This is a genomic window from Actinopolymorpha cephalotaxi (assembly GCF_013408535.1).
In the GTDB taxonomy this organism is placed as follows: domain Bacteria; phylum Actinomycetota; class Actinomycetes; order Propionibacteriales; family Actinopolymorphaceae; genus Actinopolymorpha; species Actinopolymorpha cephalotaxi.
Window position 1 is genome coordinate 5,690,794 of the sequence record NZ_JACBZA010000001.1, and the last position, 16,181, is coordinate 5,706,974.

The following is a 16,181-nucleotide window of genomic DNA, read 5'->3' on the forward strand; positions in this document are numbered from 1 at the left end:
TCAACGGCATCGACACCGCTGTCCGGTGTGCAGCGAATCCGAGGAATTCGTAAGAGATCTCTCCTCGAACGGGTGGCCCGTGCGAAACGACGCGCACCCGAACGAAGGAGTTTTCAGTGCGGCTTTCCGCATCCGCGCGCAGCCATCCCACCGAGCGGCCCCGTCCCCGCTCGCGCCGTTCGTCCCTCACCCGGAGCGCCGTCACCCTGGTCGGCGCCGCCGCGCTCACCCTCGGCGTCGCCACCCCCTCGTACGCCGGCACGTCCATCGGAGCGGCCGGCCCGGCCGGCCCGGCCGGCCCGGCAGGTGCGGCCGGGGTACGGACCGACGGCGACCTGGCCGGTATCCCGGGGCTGCGGATGTCGCCGCAGGCGTTCGGCGGTCCGGACTATCTGGCCCGCTACCGGCCCGGCGCCGAGGCCGTCGCCGCGCGACAGCAGGGCGCCCGGCCACTCCCGCCGCCGTCACCCGACGGAGTCGTCACCGGCACGGTTGAGGTGACCGACCTCAAGCAGGCGGTGAACGCCCTGCGGGTCGCCTCCCGACAGCACGCCGCGGCGGTACGCCATGTCGCGCGGGCGGCGGCGGTGAAGAAGGCCGCGGAACGCAGGGTCGCCGAACTCCGCAGAGCCGAGGCCGCCGCCGCGAAGAAGGCTGCAGCCGCGAAGAAGGCCGCCGCGGCGAAGAAGGCGCAGGTCGCGAGGAAGGCGCCGAAGAAGACCACGGCGAAGGCGTCGGAGACCAGGTGGGAGCCGCGCGGGCTGACCCGCGGCGCTCCCGGCATCGACGTGGCCAGCCACCAGGGCAACGTGGACTGGCCGTACTACCGGGACCAGGGCTTCAAGTTCGCCTACGTCAAGGCCACCGAGGGCACGACCTACAAGAACCCGTTCTTCGACCAGCAGTTCAACGGGTCGGCGAAGGTCGGCATGCTGCACGGCACCTACCACTTCGGCCGGCCCGACCAGTCCAGCGGCGCCGAGCAGGCCCGGTTCTTCGTCGCCAACGGCGGAGACTGGAAGCCCGACGGCAAGACCCTGCCCGGCGAGCTCGACATCGAGTTCGGTGAGGCGGTCGGGGTGTCGACCTGCTACGACCTGTCGCCTGGCCAGATCGTCACGTTCGTCCGCGACTTCAGCAACGAGTACAAGCGGCTGACCGGCCGGCTCCCGGTGATCTACACCAACGGCTCCTGGTGGCAGCAGTGCGTCGGCAACAGCACGGCGTTCGGCCGCAACCCGCTGTGGATCGCGAGCTACAACCCCGAGCCCGGCCCCATGCCGGGCGGCTGGCAGAAGGGCCACACCTTCTGGCAGTACACCGAGACGCCGATCGACAAGAACTACTTCAACGGATCGCTCGCGGACCTGAAGACCTTCGCCAACCAGCGCTGGCCGCGCTGACCACCCGCGTCGGCCCGACCGGAGCCGACCGCACTCGACGTCGAGTGGTCAGCTCCGGTCGGCGGACTCGCCCGGGTCACCCGCCGGCGCGACGCCGATCACCCGGCGGGGCACCCCGGCCCAGCGGCTCTCGTCGGTGACCGCGCGCCCGTCGACCAGGGCACGCACTCCGGGCAGGTCGGCCGGCCCGACCGCGCGGTAGTCCGGGTGGTCGGCCTGCAGGATCGCCGCGTCGACGGGCGTGCCGAGGTGGTACGGGGTGAAGCCGAGCGCGGCCAGTTCGTCGTCGTCGTACAGCGGGTCGTGCACCACCGCCCGGGCGCCCCTGCGGCGCAGGGCGGCGACGGTGGCGAACACGCCCGAGAACGCGGTCTCCTTGACCCCGCCCCGGTAGGCGGCGCCGAGCACCACCACGCGGGCACCGGACAGGTCGCCGTAGGTCTGCGCCAGCACCTCCACGGCGTACGCCGGCATCGCGGCGTTGGCCTCGCGGGCGGCCCGCACCACGGTCGCTCCCGGGTCGTTCCAGAGATACAGGCGTGGGTAGACCGGGATGCAGTGCCCGCCGACGGCGATGCCCGGACGGTGAATGTGGCTGTAGGGCTGGGAGTTGGCCGCGTCGATCACGGCGAGCGCGTCGATGCCGTTGGCCTCGGCGAACCGCGCGAACTGGTTTGCCAACCCGATGTTGACATCGCGGTAGGTCGTCTCGGCGAGCTTCGCGAGCTCGGCGGCCTCGGCCGACCCCAGGTCCCACACGCCGTTGGGCCGTGGAAGGTCGTTGCGCGGGTCGAAGTCGAGGACCGCGTCGTAGAACGCCCGTGCCCGATCGGCGCCTACCGGGTCGAGCCCGCCGATCAGCTTCGGATATTTCCGCAGATCCGCGAAAACCCGACCGGTGAGGACGCGTTCGGGTGAGAAGACCACCCAGAAGTCGGTGCCCTCGGTGAGCGCCGATCCCTGCTCCAGCGCGGGTTTCCAGCGGCTGCGGCAGGTGCCCACTGGCAGGGTCGTCTCGTAGATCACGGTCGTGCCGGCCCGCAGGTGGGCCGCGATCGCGGTGGTGGCGGAGTCCATCCAGCCGAAGTCGGGAACGCCCTCGTCGTCGACGAACAGCGGCACCACCACGACGACGTACTCCGCCTGCGGAACGGCCCGGGAGTAGTCGGAGGTGGCCGTCAGCGCGCCGTCGGCCACCGCCTGCTTCAGGCGTACGTCCAGCTCCGCCTCGCCGGGAAAGGGCTCGATGCCGGCGTTGACCGACTCCACGACGCGCGGATTGGTGTCCACGCCGGTGACACTGTGGCCCTTACCGGCGAACTGGACGGCCAGGGGCAAGCCGATCTTGCCCAGGCCGACAACGGTGATCTTCACGGGCAACACGTCTTCCTGGGAAGGGATCCGAGGGTCTCCGGCGGGTCGCTGGCCAGGGTAACCTGCCGCGAAGTCTGGTACGGAGTGTGACACGCCGCTAACGTTCCGGTCATGTCGCCCGGCGTCTCCTCGAGGAGCCGGCTCACACCACGAGGAGCCCCAGTGACCACACGATTCGAACAGCCACAGCAGCCAGGACAGCCAGGGCGGTCGGAGAACCCCGAGCAGCCCGAGCAGCCCGGGCACTCGGGGCGGCGGCTGACGGTGCTGAGCGTCGTGGGCGCCCGCCCGCAGTTCGTCAAGCTCGCCCCGGTCGCCGCCGCCTTCGCCGCGACCGGCCACCGGCACGTGATCGTGCACACCGGCCAGCACTACGACAGCCGGATGTCGGAGGTGTTCTTCACCGACCTCGCGATACCCGCGCCGGACGTCCACCTCGGCGTGGGCTCGGGCACCCACGGCGCCCAGACGGGCGCGATGCTGACCGCACTCGATCCGGTGCTGGCCGAGCGGCGGCCGGACTGGGTGCTGGTGTACGGCGACACCAACTCCACCCTGGCCGGCACGCTGTCGGCGGTGAAGCAGCACCTGCGGGTCGCGCACCTGGAGGCGGGCCTGCGGTCGTTCAACCGGCGGATGCCCGAGGAGCACAACCGCGTCCTCACCGACCACGCCGCCGACCTGTTGCTCGCGCCGACCGGCACGGCCATGGGCCACCTGGCCGACGAGGGGCTGGCCGGCCGCTCGGTCCTGGTCGGCGACGTGATGACCGACGTGTGCTTCGGCGTACGCGACGCGGTGGCCGGCACTCCCCTGCCCGCGGAACTCGGCGACGCCCTCGGCGCCGATCTCCATGGCCACCCCGCCGGCTACCTGGTGGCGACCGTGCACCGCGCCGACAACACCGACGACCCGGACCGGCTCGCCGCCGTGGTCGACGCGCTGGCCGGGCTGGACTTTCCGGTCGCCCTGCTCGCCCATCCCCGCCTGGTCGCCCGCTGCGAGGAGTTCGGCATCGACCTGGCGCGGCCGTCCCTGAGGGTCCTTCCGCCGCTCACCTACCCCGACATGGTGCGGGCCGTCCTCGGCTCACGGGGCGTGGTCACCGACTCCGGCGGCCTGCAGAAGGAGGCGTTCCTGCTCGGCGTCCCCTGCACGACCCTGCGTACCGAGACCGAGTGGACCGAGACGCTGGCCGGCGGCTGGAACGTCCTCGACCCGAACCTCACCCAGGTCAAGGAACTGGCCGCCCGGCCGGCCCCGGCCGGGGAACGCGGCACCCCCTACGGCGACGGGCAGGCCGCACGCCGAACCGTCGAGGCACTGGAGGCGGACTGACCTCCCCTCGGTCCCGTAGGTCCGGCACGCGCGGTTCGTTGTCGATCACCCGTTATGGTGTGGCCCTACGACGTCGCGGGCTGTGCCGCAGGGGGTGGGACTGATGGCGACCATGACCACCTCGGCCCGCCCGGAGCGCGGCTGGCAACGCCCCGAGGCCGAACGCCTGCTGACCGGCGCCACCGTCGTCACCTTCGTCCGCACCGTTGTTTCGGTGGGCCTCGGGCTGTACGCCGCGTACGACCGGTCGCTGACCCTGCTGCTGGTCGCGCTGGCGGTCTACTGGGTGGGCGACATGGCCGACGGCGCCCTGGCCCGGCTGACCGACACCGAGACCCGGATCGGCGCGGTGTTCGACATCGTGAGCGACCGGCTGTGTGCGGGCACCTTCTACGTCGGCCTGGTCTGGCTGGAGCCGGCGATGGCGCTGCCGGTGGGTGTCTTCCTGCTCGAGTTCGCGGTCGTGGACACGTTCGTGTCACTGGCGTTCCTGGCCTGGCCACTGCGCAGCCCCAACTACTTCTACCTGGTCGACCGGCCGATCTGGCTGGCCAACTGGTCCAAGCCGGGCAAGGCCGCCAACTCCTCGGCGGTGGCGCTGCTGATGGTGGTCACCCACTCCGTACCCCTGTGCACCGCGGTGGCACTGTGCCTGCTCGCGGTCAAGATCTGGTCGCTGGTCCGGCTCAACCGGCTCGGCCTGCCGCTTCCGCGGGCGGACGAGGCACCGAGCGACCTGAGTGACGCCGGTGAGCCGAGCGACGGCCGGGCGAAACGAGCTGCCTGATGGGCCTGCTCGCCGCGACGTTCTGCTACTGCATCGCGTCCGCGCTGATCCCCTTGATCAACGCCGAGGCGTACGTCGGCGCGGTGGCCGCGACGTTCACCGGCCAGTCCATCTGGCTGGTCGCCGCCGCGGCGGCGGGCGGGCAGATGGTGGGCAAGGTGGCGTACTTCATGATCGGCCGCAACTCGCTGCGGTGGAGCTGGGTGCGCAAGAAGACCGAGTCGCCGAAGTGGCAGCAGACGTTCCTCACCTGGCAGCGCCGGATCGGTGGCCGCCCGTGGCTGGCGGGCGTGCTGCTGCTGGTCTCGGCCGCGCTCGGGTTCCCGCCGTTCGCCGTGGTCTCGGTGGTGGCCGGGCAGCTCCGGGTGCCGATCACGTTGTTCGTGGTGGTCGGCTTCGTCGGCCGGCTGCTGCGGTTCGCCTCGTTGCTGGGGATCATCAAGGCCCTGCTGTGAAGGCGGAGCGGATCGGAGCTCAGAGCGTGCCGAGGGTGATGCACTGGTGCGGCCGGGCCGCGTCCGCCCAGGCCTCCAGCCGCATCAGGAACTCCCGGGCGGTCTGCGGCCAGTGGTAGCCGGTACGCGCCACCGCGTGCCCGCGCTTGCCCATCGAGGCCCGCAACTCCGCGTCGTCGCGCAGCCGGAGGATGGCCGACACAGTGGCCTCGGCGTCGTCGAAGGGGACCAGCAGCCCGCATTTGTTCACCTGGGTCAGGGACACCGCCGCCGGCAGCGGGGTGGAGACCACGGGGACGCCGTGCGCCATGTACTCCAGCACCTTGGTGGGCATCGAGTGCCGGTAGTTGGGCAGGTCGCGCAGCAGCGACAGGCCGCACAGGGCTCCGTCGACCAGGGCCAGCGCCCTGTCGTTGGGGACGTAGCCGTGCCAGCGGAGGAACCCCTCCTGCTGGGCGCGGACCAGCGCCCGGCGGGAGTAGGAGTCGGCGTGGCCCACCACGTCGACGTCCAGGCCGCTGCCGGCCAGCAGCCGCGCGGCGTCGAGCATCACGTCGACGCCGCGGGCGACCGACAGGTGCCCGACGTAGACGACCCGGTTCGCACCGGTCGGCGCCGCGGACTCGGGTACGTAGGTGGTGTTGGGCACCACCGGGTGGATCCGCCGGAACCGGCTGCGGTAGCCCGGTTCGGCGAGGATCAGCCGGAGGTTGCGTTCGGCCCAGTCCTCGACCATCCGCACGCCCGCACGGGCCATCGGGCGCACGGGGCCGGGCAGCCAGCTCTTGGCCACCAGGGCCGCGGCGGTGTCCTCGTGCACGTCCCACACCACGGCGCCGGGCAGGTCGAGCCCGGGCAGGACGAGCAGCAGCTCGGGGTCGTGCAGCAGCACCACGTCGGCGTCCGCCCCGTGGGTGCGCAGGACGTGGCGGGCGGCGCGGAGCGCGTCGGAGCGGTGCCGGCCGAGCGCCCGGGGCAGGTCGATCGCCGTCAGCTCCGGCCAGGCCGTGGTGGCGTACGCCGAGAAGGGCGCGGCGTAGGTCACGGTGTATCCGGCGTCCAGCATGGCCCGGATCTGCCGGTGAAGAATGCGCGCGTCCTGCGGATGGTGCACGACCGTGCACACGAGCACGCGCAGGCCGGGCATCACAACACCTCGGCCGTCCCGTCGCGGACCCGGCCGCGGGTGTCGAACAGCAGCCGTGCGCGGGACAGGGTCTGCGCGTCGTAGACGGAGTGGTCCTGCAGGAGCAGGGCGAGGTCGGCGGTGGCCAGGGCGTGGTCGAGGTCGTCGACCCGGGGTACGGGCTCCCCGTCGACCTCCCACTCGGTGACGTAGGGGTCGTGGAAGACGAGGTTGGTGCCCATCCGGCGCAGCCGGCGGGCGACCGGGCGTGAGGGTGACTCCCGCTGGTCGGCGATGTTGGGTTTGTAGGTGACCCCGAGGATCAGCACGGTGGACCCGCGCACGGACCGGCCGGCGTCGTTGACGAGGTCCTGGACCCGCTGGGCGACGTAGGACGGCATCCGCTGGTTGATCTCCTGGGCGAGTTCGACGAACCGGAACGGGTAGCCGAGCCGTTTGACCTTGTACGACAGGTAGTTGGGGTCGATCGGGATGCAGTGCCCGCCCACGCCGGGGCCGGGGTGGAACGCCTGGAACCCGAACGGTTTGGTGGCGGCCGCCTCGATCGCGTCGCGCAGGTCGATGCCGAGCTCATGGCAGAAGATCGCCATCTCGTTGACCAGGGCGATGTTGACGTGGCGGTAGGTGTTCTCCAGCAGCTTGGCCATCTCGGCCTCGCGGGTGCCCTTGGCCCGCACCACCTGGTCACAGATCCGGCCGTAGAAGTCGACCGCGCGTTCGGTGCAGTGGACGGTGTGGCCGCCGACCACCTTCGGGGTGTTGCGCAGGCCGTAGGTGGGGTTGCCTGGGTCGATGCGTTCGGGGGAGAACGCCAGCGCGAACTGCACCCCGGCGGTCAGCCCGGACTTCTCCAGGATCGGCCGCACCACCTCGTCGGTGGTGCCGGGGTAGGTGGTCGACTCCAGGACGACCAGCATCCCCGGCCGCAGGTGGTCGGCCACCGTGGCCGCGGCCGACTTGACCGCGGCCAGGTCGGGCCCGCCGTCGTCGTCGAGCGGGGTCGGCACACAGATCACCACCGTGTCCGCCGCTGCCAGCGCCTCCTCGGCGTCGGTGGTCACGGTCAGCCCGGCGGCCAGCATGGCGGTCAGGTCGGCATCGGAGAGGTCGTCGATGTGGGAACGCCCGGCCGCCAGGCCCGCGACCACACGGGGGGAGACATCGAGTCCGACGACTCGAAGTCCCGCCCGGCAGGCCTCACGGACCAAGGGAAGACCGACGTATCCAAGACCAACGACAGCGAGGTCACGCACGCTCCGCACCCTAGGTTGGGGGTACCCCGCCGAAGCCGCGAAACGACGCCGAGCCGGGGAGAGTTAGGGAAAAGTTACCGTTTCCGTCACCGTTCAAACCCGATCAGTGAGATCTGTCCATCTCACGGCTCGGCCGCGTTCATCCTGCGGCCGCCCCGCCGACACCCGATCCGGGCGCCGAAATCGCGCGCCGGGGCGGACCACGTGTGGCCGCTGTGGGCCGAAACCGGGCTCGGACTGGCCAGGGTGGTTGCCCACCCTTGACCCGCGATCTTCGCGCCACCCAGTCTTTCCGGCGAAGAACCGGCGGTGACGGCTGGCTCACCGGCCGACACCCGACGAGGAAGGCCGGCGCCGCGATGACCCAGCACCCCACCACAGGACCGGACCATGCCGGCCTCTTCGAACACGCAGAGCACGCAGGACACGCAGGACACGCCGAGCACCCGGGGCACCCGGGGCACCCGGGGCACGCCGAGCACCCTGAGCACTCTGGGCACGCCGGTTCGTCCTCCCGGCGGGCGTTCCTGCGCCGCACCGTCCTCGCCGGGGCGGCGGCCGGCGGGCTGCCCGCACTACTGGCGGCCTGCGAGGGCGAGGGTGCCGGCGGCGGAGGAGGGGCCGGTGGCGGGGGCGGCGGCGGTGCGGGCGGTGGCGGTGGCGGCAGCAGCGCCCGGGCCCGTACGGTCGTGTTCGACTACCACGGCGGCCGGGTGCAGAGCCCGGACCTGTGGAACCCGTTCGTACCCGGGTTCAGCAACAACGCCGGCTTCCACCAGGCGATGGCCGAGCCGTTGTTCATCCTCGACTACGAGTCGGGAAAGACGGAGCCGTGGCTGGGCCTGTCGTTCGAGCCGAACGACACCAGCACCGTCTGGACGCTGAAGCTTCGTGACGGCATCAAGTGGTCCGACGGGGAGGCCTACGACGCCGACGACGTGGTGTTCACCATCGAACTCCTGCGGAAGGGCAGCGCGGAGCTGAACAACGCGGCCGCGATCCAGGAGTGGGTGAAGTCGGTCGAGAAGGTCGACCCGCTGACGGTGCGTTTCACGTTGAACAAGCCGAACCCGAGGTTCCAGCTGGACTACTTCTCGGTGAAGATCCACAGCGGCCTGGTGATCGTGCCCGAGCACGTGTGGCGGGGCAAGGACCCGACGACGTTCAAGAACTACGACAAGAAGGCGTCGCCGGTGTTCACCGGCCCGTACCGCCTGACCTCGGCGAGCCCGACGAGGTTCACCTACGAACGCCGCGCCGACTGGTGGGGCGCCAAGGGTGGCTTCCTGCCGCTGCCCAAGCCGGAACGCCTGCAGTGGGTGGTGAACGAGACCGAGGACATCCGGGTCGCCCGGGCCGCCGACCACCAGCTCGACTCGGTGGCCGACCTCACCGCCGGCGCGTTCGAGAGCCTGAAGGCCCGCAACCCGAAGGTGATCTCCTGGCTGCCGGACAAGCCGTACGCCTGGCCGGACCCGTGCACCCGGCTGCTGTCGGTCAACAACGCCGCCGAACCGTGGAACGACCCGCAGATGCGCTGGGCGCTCAACCACGCCCTCGACCGGGACGAGATCGTGAAGATCGCCTACGAGGGCACGACCACGCCGGCACGGTTCTTCTTCCCCAACTACCCGCCGATGCAGCGGTGGGTGGACAAGATCGAGGAGGCGGGGCTGTTCGAGGAGTTCCCGATCGGCAGGCACGACCTGGACAAGACGAAGAGCATCCTCGCTGCGAAGGGCTACACCAGGAAGGGCGACTACTACCAGAAGGGCGGCAAGGAGCTCCGGCTGCAGATCGACGCACCGACCGACTTCATCGAGATCTGGCGGTACGCCGAGGTGATCGGGGAGCAGTTGCAGCGGGCCGGCATCAACGCGACCGTCCGCAAGCTCGCCATCGGCACGTGGGGCGACAACCTCGGCAACGGGAAGTTCGAGGCCGCCAGCGACTGGAGCGCGTGCGGCTCGGTCACCGAGCCGTGGTTCTCGATGCAGCTGTTCTCGGCGAAGGCGGTCGTGCCGGTCGGCAAGGCCTCCTCCTCCAACGCGGTCCGCTGGAAGAACGCCGACTACACGAAGGCCGTCGACCAGATGGCGAACCTCCCGCTGGACGACCCCGGCCTGGACAAGCCGTTCCTCGAGGCCGCCCGGGCATGGCTGCGTGACCTGCCGTTCCTGCCGATCGCGCACGCCCGCAAGCTGTACGCGTTCGACACGACGTACTGGACCGGCTGGGCGACCAAGAAGAACGACTACCTCCAGCCCACGCTGGACTGGGCGAACGCGCACCAGATCATCCACCACCTGCGCCCGGTGAAGGCGTGAGGAGCCGATCGTGCGCGGACTGAGCGTGGGGTACGTCGTCCGCCGGGTGGGGATGTTCCTGTTCACCATCTGGGCGAGCGCGACGCTGATGTTCTTCATCCCGCGGCTGGCGCCGGGCGACCCGGTGCAGGCGATGATCACCCGGATCACCTCGCAGGCGGGCTACGTCGAGGGCAGCGGCAGGCTGGTCGCCGCCTGGCGGGCGAGGTTCGGCCTGGACGATCCACTGCCGGTGCAGTACCTCCACTACCTCAAGAGCATGGCGACGTTCGACTTCGGCTACTCGCTGGCGCAGTTCCCGGCGGAGGTGGGCACGATGATCGGGCGGGCCCTGCCGTGGACCGTCGGCCTGCTGGTCATCGCGACGGCGCTGTCGTTCCTCGCCGGGAGCGTGATCGGTGCGCTGATGGCGTGGCGGGGTACGCCCTCACTGCTGCGGGTGTTCCTGCCGGTGTCGCTGACGTTCACCGCGATCCCGTTCTACATCCTCGGGATCGTCCTGATCTACGTGTTCGTCTTCACCCTGCGGCTGTTCCCGATCTCCGGCGGCTACCGCGGCGACCTGACGCCCGGGTTAAGCCTGGCGTTCGTGAACAGCGTGGTGCAGCACGGCACCCTGCCGGCGTTGTCGATCGTCCTTGCCAGCATGGGGTTCTGGGCGCTCGGCATGCGCGGGATGATGGTCACCGTCGCCGGGGAGGACTACCTCACGCTGGCCCGCGCGAAGGGGCTGCGGCCGCTGGACATCCTCTTCCGGTACGAGATCCGCAACGCGATCCTGCCCCAGGTCACCGCGCTCGTGCTCGGCATCGGCGGGATCGTCGGCGGCACCGTGCTGGTGGAGTACCTCTTCGGCTATCCCGGCATGGGCGCGCTGCTCTACCAGGCGATCTCCACCACCGACTACACCGTGATGCAGGGGATCGTGTTCATCCTGATCCTCACCACGGTCACCGCGGTGCTGATCATCGACCTGGTCTACCCGCTGCTCGATCCGCGCATCTCCTACGAGAGGAGGTGACGGCCGGCCATGGACCCGACCGCCGTCACCCAGATCCAGGAACGGGCGGACCAGCCCACCGAGGCGACCGACCCGGCCGGCCGGCGACCGACGTCGCCGTGGCGCAACCGCAAGTTGCTCGCCGGCGCCGGCATGGTCGTGGGCGTGCTGATCCTCACGCTGGCCGGTCGGCTGCTGTGGGACACCACCCTCGCCAGGGCGGCCAGCTCGCCGCTCAACCTGCCGCCGTTCTGGCTGCCGGGCGGCTCGTTCGCGCATCCGCTGGGCACCGAGAACAGCGGCCGGGACATGCTCGCCCTGCTGGTGGTGGGCGGCCCGACCACGTTGCAGGTCGGCCTGGTCGTGGGCGTGACCAGCATGCTGGTCGGCACCGTGCTGGGGTTCGCCGCCGGCTATCGCGGCGGGGTCGTGGACACGGTGATCCGAACGCTGTCCGACACCGCGCTCACCATCCCGACGCTGGCGATCCTGGTGGTGATCTCGGCGTACGTACGGCAGATGGACGTCACCACGATGGCGCTGATCGTGGCGCTGTTCGCCTGGGCCGGGCCGACCCGGCTGATCCGGGCGCAGGTGCTGTCGATGCGCGAACAGGGGTACGTCCGGATGGCCCGGCTCACCGCGCTTCCGACGCGGCACATCATGTTCGGGGAGATGATGCCGAACCTGCTGCCCTATCTCGCGGCCAGCTTCATCGGCGCGACCTCCGGCGGCATCCTGGCCGCGGTCGGGCTGGAGGCGCTCGGCCTCGGGCCGCAGCGCATCCCGACGCTCGGCATGACCGTGTCCAACGCGATCAGCGGGTCGGCGATCCTGCGCGGCATGTGGTGGTGGTGGGGCTTCCCGACCCTGGTGCTGATGGTGATCTTCATCGGGCTGTTCCTGCTGGCGATCGGCCTGGACGAGGTGGCCAACCCGCGGCTGCGGGGAGCGAAGGCATGAGCCCGGACGCGAGCCCGGAGACGAGCGCCGGGGGGCCCGTGCTGTCGGTGACGGACCTGCGGGTGCACTACCGCACAGCCGGAGGGGACGTGGTGGCCGCGAACGGCGTGTCGTTCGCCCTCGGCCGCGGGGAGACGCTCGGGCTGGTCGGTGAGTCCGGCTCGGGGAAGTCGACCGTCGCGATGGCGATCCTGCGGCTGACCACGCCGCCCGGCCGGGTGGTGGGCGGCTCGGTCCGGCTGGGCGACGCCGACCTGCTGGCGATGTCGGAGGCGGAGCTGCGGGCCCGCCGGTGGCGCGACATCGCCCTCATCCCGCAGGGGTCGATGAACTCCCTGAACCCCGTGCTCCGCGTACACCGCCAGCTCGGCGACGCGATCGAGACGCACGAGGGCCGGCAGCCACGAAAGGCGCTGCGCGAACGCATCGTCCGGCTGCTGTCGCTGGTCAACCTGCCCGGCCGCGTGGTCGACCTCTACCCGCACGAGCTGTCCGGCGGGATGAAGCAGCGGGTCTGCATCGCGATGGCGATCGCCCTGGACCCGGCGGTGATCATCGCCGACGAACCCACCAGCGCGCTCGACGTCGTGGTGCAGAAGGCGGTCGCCCAGACGCTGCTGGACGTGAAGAAGCGGCTGAACAGCTCGATGATCCTGATCGGGCACGACATGGCGTTGCAGGCCCAGCTGGTGGACCGGATCGCGGTGATGTACGCGGGGAACATCGTCGAGATCGGCTCCGTACGCGACATCCTGCGCGACCCCCGGCACGCGTACACCCGGCACCTGATCGCCTCCATCCCGTCCATCCGGGAACGCCGGGCACTGGTGGTCCGCGACGTCCGCGCACCCGACCTGCGCACCCGGCGGCCGACGCCGGCGATGGTCGAGGTCGCCCCCGGCCACCTGGTGGCCACGTCCGACCTGGAGGTGACGGTCGATGGCTGACCAGACGACAAGCTCCGCGCGGAACGAGCCGCCGCTGCTGGAGGTCCGGTCGGCGGTGAAGGTGTACGGCAAGGGCGAGGACCGGACCACCGCCCTCGACAACGTGTCGTTGACACTGCACGAGACGCCGGCCGGCATCACCACCGTCGCCGGGGAGAGCGGCAGCGGCAAGACGACTCTGTCCGACGCCATCCTGGGCTTCACCACGTTGACGTCGGGCCAGGTGCTGCACCGGGGCCGGGACGTCTCCACCCTGGACAAGGAGGGGTTCCTCACCTACCGGCGCGAGGTGCAGGCGATCTTCCAGGACCCGTTCGGCGTCTACAACCCCTTCTACCGCGTACGCCACGTGTTCGACCTGGCCGTACGGCACTTCCGGCTGGCGACGTCGAAGGCGCAGGCCCGCGACCTCGTCGAGGACGCCCTGCGGGTGGTGGGGATGCGCGGGGACGAGGTGCTGGACAAGCACCCGCACCAACTGTCCGGCGGCCAGCGGCAGCGGCTGATGATGGCCCGGGCGTACCTCATCCAGCCCCGGCTGATCGTCGCCGACGAGCCGGTGTCGATGGTGGACGCGTCGTTGCGGGCGCTGATCCTGGACATCATGCTGCGGCTGCGGGACGAGCGCGGCATCTCGTTCCTCTACATCACCCACGACCTGTCCACGGCCTACCAGGTCGGCGACGAGATCTGCATCCTCTACCGGGGCTCGATCGTCGAACGCGGCGACACCCGGGAGGTGATCGACAACCCCCGGCACGAGTACTCCCGGCTGCTGGTCGCCTCGATCCCGGTGCCCGACCCCGACACCGCCTGGGCGGCCGACCGCTGAGCGGCTGCGGCTCCGCTACTACCGGGTGCGGCCGCCGAGAGCTGAGCGGCTGCGGCTCCGCTACTACCGGGTGCGGCGGCCGAGAGCTGACCGGCTGCGGCTCCGCTACTACCGGGTGCCGTTTGGTCGTACCAAGGGAAGGACCGTCAGGCGCCGACGTCGGCGTACGCCGCGAACCTCGCCCGCGCCCGGTCCACCCGGTCGTGGGCCAGGTCCGCCCACGCGGCCACCACCTGGCCGGGGTCGAACCTGCGGGCGACCTCCGCCCTGGCCCAGGCCGACCGCTCCTCCCAGGTCGCCTGGTCGGAGGTCTCCAGCACCCGCGCCACCGCCTCGTCCAGGGAACCGCACAGGGCGTCCTGGCCGTACGCCTCGGCAGCACCTTCCCAGGCCCGGATCACCGGCACCGCGCCCGAGCCCATGCCCTCCGCCAGCGCGGCGTGCGAACCCTCCACGTCCGACAGCGACAGGATGTGGCCCACCTTGCGGTACCACGCGGGCATGTCCTGGCCGAAGGCGTCGAACATCACCGCGCCGCGCAGCAGCGGATCCTTCTCCACCCGTTCCAGGCTGCGCTGGGTGTCGCGGCGTTCCTTCGGGCGCTCCCACGACGGCTTGTGCGCCCAGCCCATCCTGCTCCGCACCAGCAGGTGGAACCTCGGGTCTTTCCGCCGCAGCGCGGCGAGCAGGTCCAGGGCCAGGTCGAACCGCTTCAGGCCGGGCGTGATCCCGACCATGCCGAGGGTGAACCGCGCCTCGGCGTACTTCGGCCGGTCCAGCGCGGCGAGGTCGACGTAGTTCGGGATGTAGAGCAGCTTCTCGTCCGGCCAGCCGAGCTCGGTCCGGATCCGCCGACGCATGTGCGGCGCGATGTAGACCACCGCGTCCACGGCGTCGAGCTCGATCTTCGCGGGATAGTCGCTCTCGATCTCGAACCGGTGCAGGCGTACGACCAGCCGCTGGTCGGGGCGCTTCGTCCTGGACAGCCAGACCGCGTTCGGCCGGGCCCATTCGGCCACCAGCAGCTGACCGGAACGGGCGAGGTTCTCGGTGATGCCGTCGTTGCGCGCGCCGGGCGTACGCCACTCGTCGACGGCCACCTCCAGGTCGGGCCGCTGCCCGAGCCGGGTGGCCAGGCCGCGCATGAACTTCATGTCGTGCCCGAAGACCCGGACGCGCACGGTCCCGCCGGCCGAGCCGGCTGTGGCCACTGAGCCGGCTGGGCCGGCGGACGGCTCGGGCTCCGCGAGCGGCGGCAGCAGCGCGAGCAGCCGGCGGGCGCCGTCGTCCTGGGCGGCGGCGGTCCACTCCGCCTGCGGCTCTCCGGTCCGCGGCCACGGCTCGCCGCCCCAGCGGTCCAGCTCGGGCGGTGTCCAGGGGCCGCCGTCGCCGCGCAGCCGGGCGACCGGATAGGAGTACGCCGTCGGCCCGGGAGCCGCACCGTCCGCGGTCTCGTCCAGCAGCCGCCGCCACAGCGCGAGGTGACCGGGAACGTCCTCGGGATGTACGTCCGTACGACCGCCGCGACGAGTCCCGCCCCGAGCGCCCAGGCCACCCCGACCACCCTGACCACCCCGGCCGCCGCAGGTCGGGCAGGGCCGGTCGGCGGCCAGCGGCGGGAAGACGATCGTCCGCACCGGGCCGGCCACCCGCTCCAGCACGCCCGCGGCGTCCAGGCTGTCCGCGACCAGCCCGCCGACCAGCGGAGCGGCCTCCCGTACCTTCCCGGCCCAGGTCACCGGCTCACCCGGCGCGGCGCGTTCGGGCGGGACGGCGAACAGCCAGACGACGGCGCCGGGTACGCCGGAGTCGACCGCGGCCAGCGCCGCCGCGGCGGACTCGGCGAGCACCAGCCGGGCGCCGGCCAGCGCGGCGAGCTGGGGGTCGGGGGCACCGGAGGTCCGCGTGGGCACCGGCTCCACCGGCGCGGCCATACCCGCGCGCCGCCGGGCCACGTGCACGCCGAACTCGTGGCCCACCCGCCTGGCCGCCGTGTGGGTCCGCCGGGCGACGGCGTACGCACCGGCGCGCGCGGCCCGGCCGACGAACCGCACCGCCACCCCGGCAGTGCCGGGCATCCGCGCGGCGGGTGCCGTCGTCGGCTCCACGACGTCCGGTGGCGGCGGCGACCAGGCGACCTGGTGAACGTCCAGGCCGAGTTCGGTGAAGGCGGTGTGAACGTTCGCGCGCCAACAGCACACGCCCGGCTCAGCGGGCCAGTTCGGGTCGCACAGCACAACTACGCTGCCCACTGCGGCCGCCGCCGGGGAGCCTTCCGGGCCTTCCCCGGGTGCCGGCCGCGCCTGCTGGACGCCGAGAGGTGTGTCGTCAGCCACGACCGGAGCATAGGGACCC

General features: G+C 71.5%; 13 protein-coding genes. 9 read left to right on the forward strand and 4 right to left on the reverse strand.

Annotated features, from left to right (window positions below; genetic code table 11):
- The first annotated feature begins 116 nt into the window (after positions 1 to 116).
- Positions 117 to 1,403, forward strand: a complete 1,287-nt coding sequence (locus FHR37_RS25345) for a GH25 family lysozyme (RefSeq protein ID WP_237768955.1) — start codon at positions 117 to 119, stop codon at positions 1,401 to 1,403.
- Positions 1,404 to 1,451: 48 nt separating this feature from the next.
- Here FHR37_RS25345 and FHR37_RS25350 read toward each other — a convergent pair whose 3' ends face one another.
- A complete protein-coding gene (locus FHR37_RS25350; protein WP_092885839.1) occupies positions 1,452 to 2,777 on the reverse strand; it encodes a nucleotide sugar dehydrogenase in 1,326 nt (441 codons plus the stop codon).
- A 258-nt stretch (positions 2,778 to 3,035) separates the two neighbouring features.
- On the opposite strand from FHR37_RS25350, the gene wecB reads away from it, so the two are divergent.
- The 3 genes from wecB to FHR37_RS25365 all read left to right on the forward strand — a co-directional run bounded on the left by wecB (position 3,036) and on the right by FHR37_RS25365 (position 5,357).
- A complete protein-coding gene (wecB, locus tag FHR37_RS25355; protein ID WP_092885931.1) occupies positions 3,036 to 4,115 on the forward strand; it encodes a non-hydrolyzing UDP-N-acetylglucosamine 2-epimerase in 1,080 nt (359 codons plus the stop codon).
- A 103-nt stretch (positions 4,116 to 4,218) separates the two neighbouring features.
- Positions 4,219 to 4,902, forward strand: coding sequence for a CDP-alcohol phosphatidyltransferase family protein (locus tag FHR37_RS25360; protein WP_202818241.1), 684 nt, complete (start codon positions 4,219 to 4,221; stop codon positions 4,900 to 4,902).
- The gene (locus tag FHR37_RS25365; RefSeq protein ID WP_092885841.1) at positions 4,902 to 5,357 is read left to right on the forward strand and encodes a VTT domain-containing protein; all 456 of its coding nucleotides are present in this window, start codon (positions 4,902 to 4,904) and stop codon (positions 5,355 to 5,357) included. Before FHR37_RS25360 ends, FHR37_RS25365 begins: the two co-directional genes overlap by 1 nt.
- Positions 5,358 to 5,376: 19 nt before the next feature.
- Here the strand turns inward: FHR37_RS25365 and FHR37_RS25370 are convergent, their stop codons facing one another.
- Together FHR37_RS25370 and FHR37_RS25375 are read right to left on the reverse strand one after the other, a co-directional pair.
- On the reverse strand, positions 5,377 to 6,504 hold the full coding sequence (locus FHR37_RS25370; RefSeq protein ID WP_092885843.1) for a glycosyltransferase family 4 protein: 1,128 nt from the start codon (positions 6,502 to 6,504) through the stop codon (positions 5,377 to 5,379).
- A complete protein-coding gene (locus FHR37_RS25375) occupies positions 6,504 to 7,766 on the reverse strand; it encodes a nucleotide sugar dehydrogenase (protein ID WP_092885845.1) in 1,263 nt (420 codons plus the stop codon). Before FHR37_RS25375 ends, FHR37_RS25370 begins: the two co-directional genes overlap by 1 nt.
- A 350-nt stretch (positions 7,767 to 8,116) precedes the next feature.
- On the opposite strand from FHR37_RS25375, the gene FHR37_RS25380 reads away from it, so the two are divergent.
- Genes FHR37_RS25380 through FHR37_RS25400 form a run of 5 tightly spaced genes read left to right on the forward strand, consistent with a single transcriptional unit; the run spans position 8,117 to position 13,826 of the window.
- A complete protein-coding gene (locus tag FHR37_RS25380) occupies positions 8,117 to 10,084 on the forward strand; it encodes an ABC transporter substrate-binding protein (protein WP_092885846.1) in 1,968 nt (655 codons plus the stop codon).
- A 10-nt stretch (positions 10,085 to 10,094) separates the two neighbouring features.
- Positions 10,095 to 11,105 (forward strand): ABC transporter permease, encoded by a 1,011-nt coding sequence (locus FHR37_RS25385; RefSeq protein ID WP_092885848.1) that lies wholly within the window; start codon positions 10,095 to 10,097, stop codon positions 11,103 to 11,105.
- Between the two features lie 9 nt (positions 11,106 to 11,114).
- The gene (locus FHR37_RS25390) at positions 11,115 to 12,047 is read left to right on the forward strand and encodes an ABC transporter permease (protein WP_092885850.1); all 933 of its coding nucleotides are present in this window, start codon (positions 11,115 to 11,117) and stop codon (positions 12,045 to 12,047) included.
- Positions 12,044 to 12,994 carry an ABC transporter ATP-binding protein gene (locus FHR37_RS25395; protein ID WP_092885852.1) on the forward strand — a complete coding sequence of 317 codons (951 nt, stop codon included), beginning with the start codon at positions 12,044 to 12,046 and terminating at the stop codon, positions 12,992 to 12,994. Before FHR37_RS25390 ends, FHR37_RS25395 begins: the two co-directional genes overlap by 4 nt.
- Positions 12,987 to 13,826 (forward strand): ABC transporter ATP-binding protein, encoded by an 840-nt coding sequence (locus FHR37_RS25400; RefSeq protein ID WP_092885854.1) that lies wholly within the window; start codon positions 12,987 to 12,989, stop codon positions 13,824 to 13,826. Before FHR37_RS25395 ends, FHR37_RS25400 begins: the two co-directional genes overlap by 8 nt.
- A 146-nt stretch (positions 13,827 to 13,972) precedes the next feature.
- Here the strand turns inward: FHR37_RS25400 and FHR37_RS25405 are convergent, their stop codons facing one another.
- Positions 13,973 to 16,162 carry a glycosyltransferase family protein gene (locus FHR37_RS25405; protein WP_139239080.1) on the reverse strand — a complete coding sequence of 730 codons (2,190 nt, stop codon included), beginning with the start codon at positions 16,160 to 16,162 and terminating at the stop codon, positions 13,973 to 13,975.
- Positions 16,163 to 16,181 lie beyond the last annotated feature (19 nt).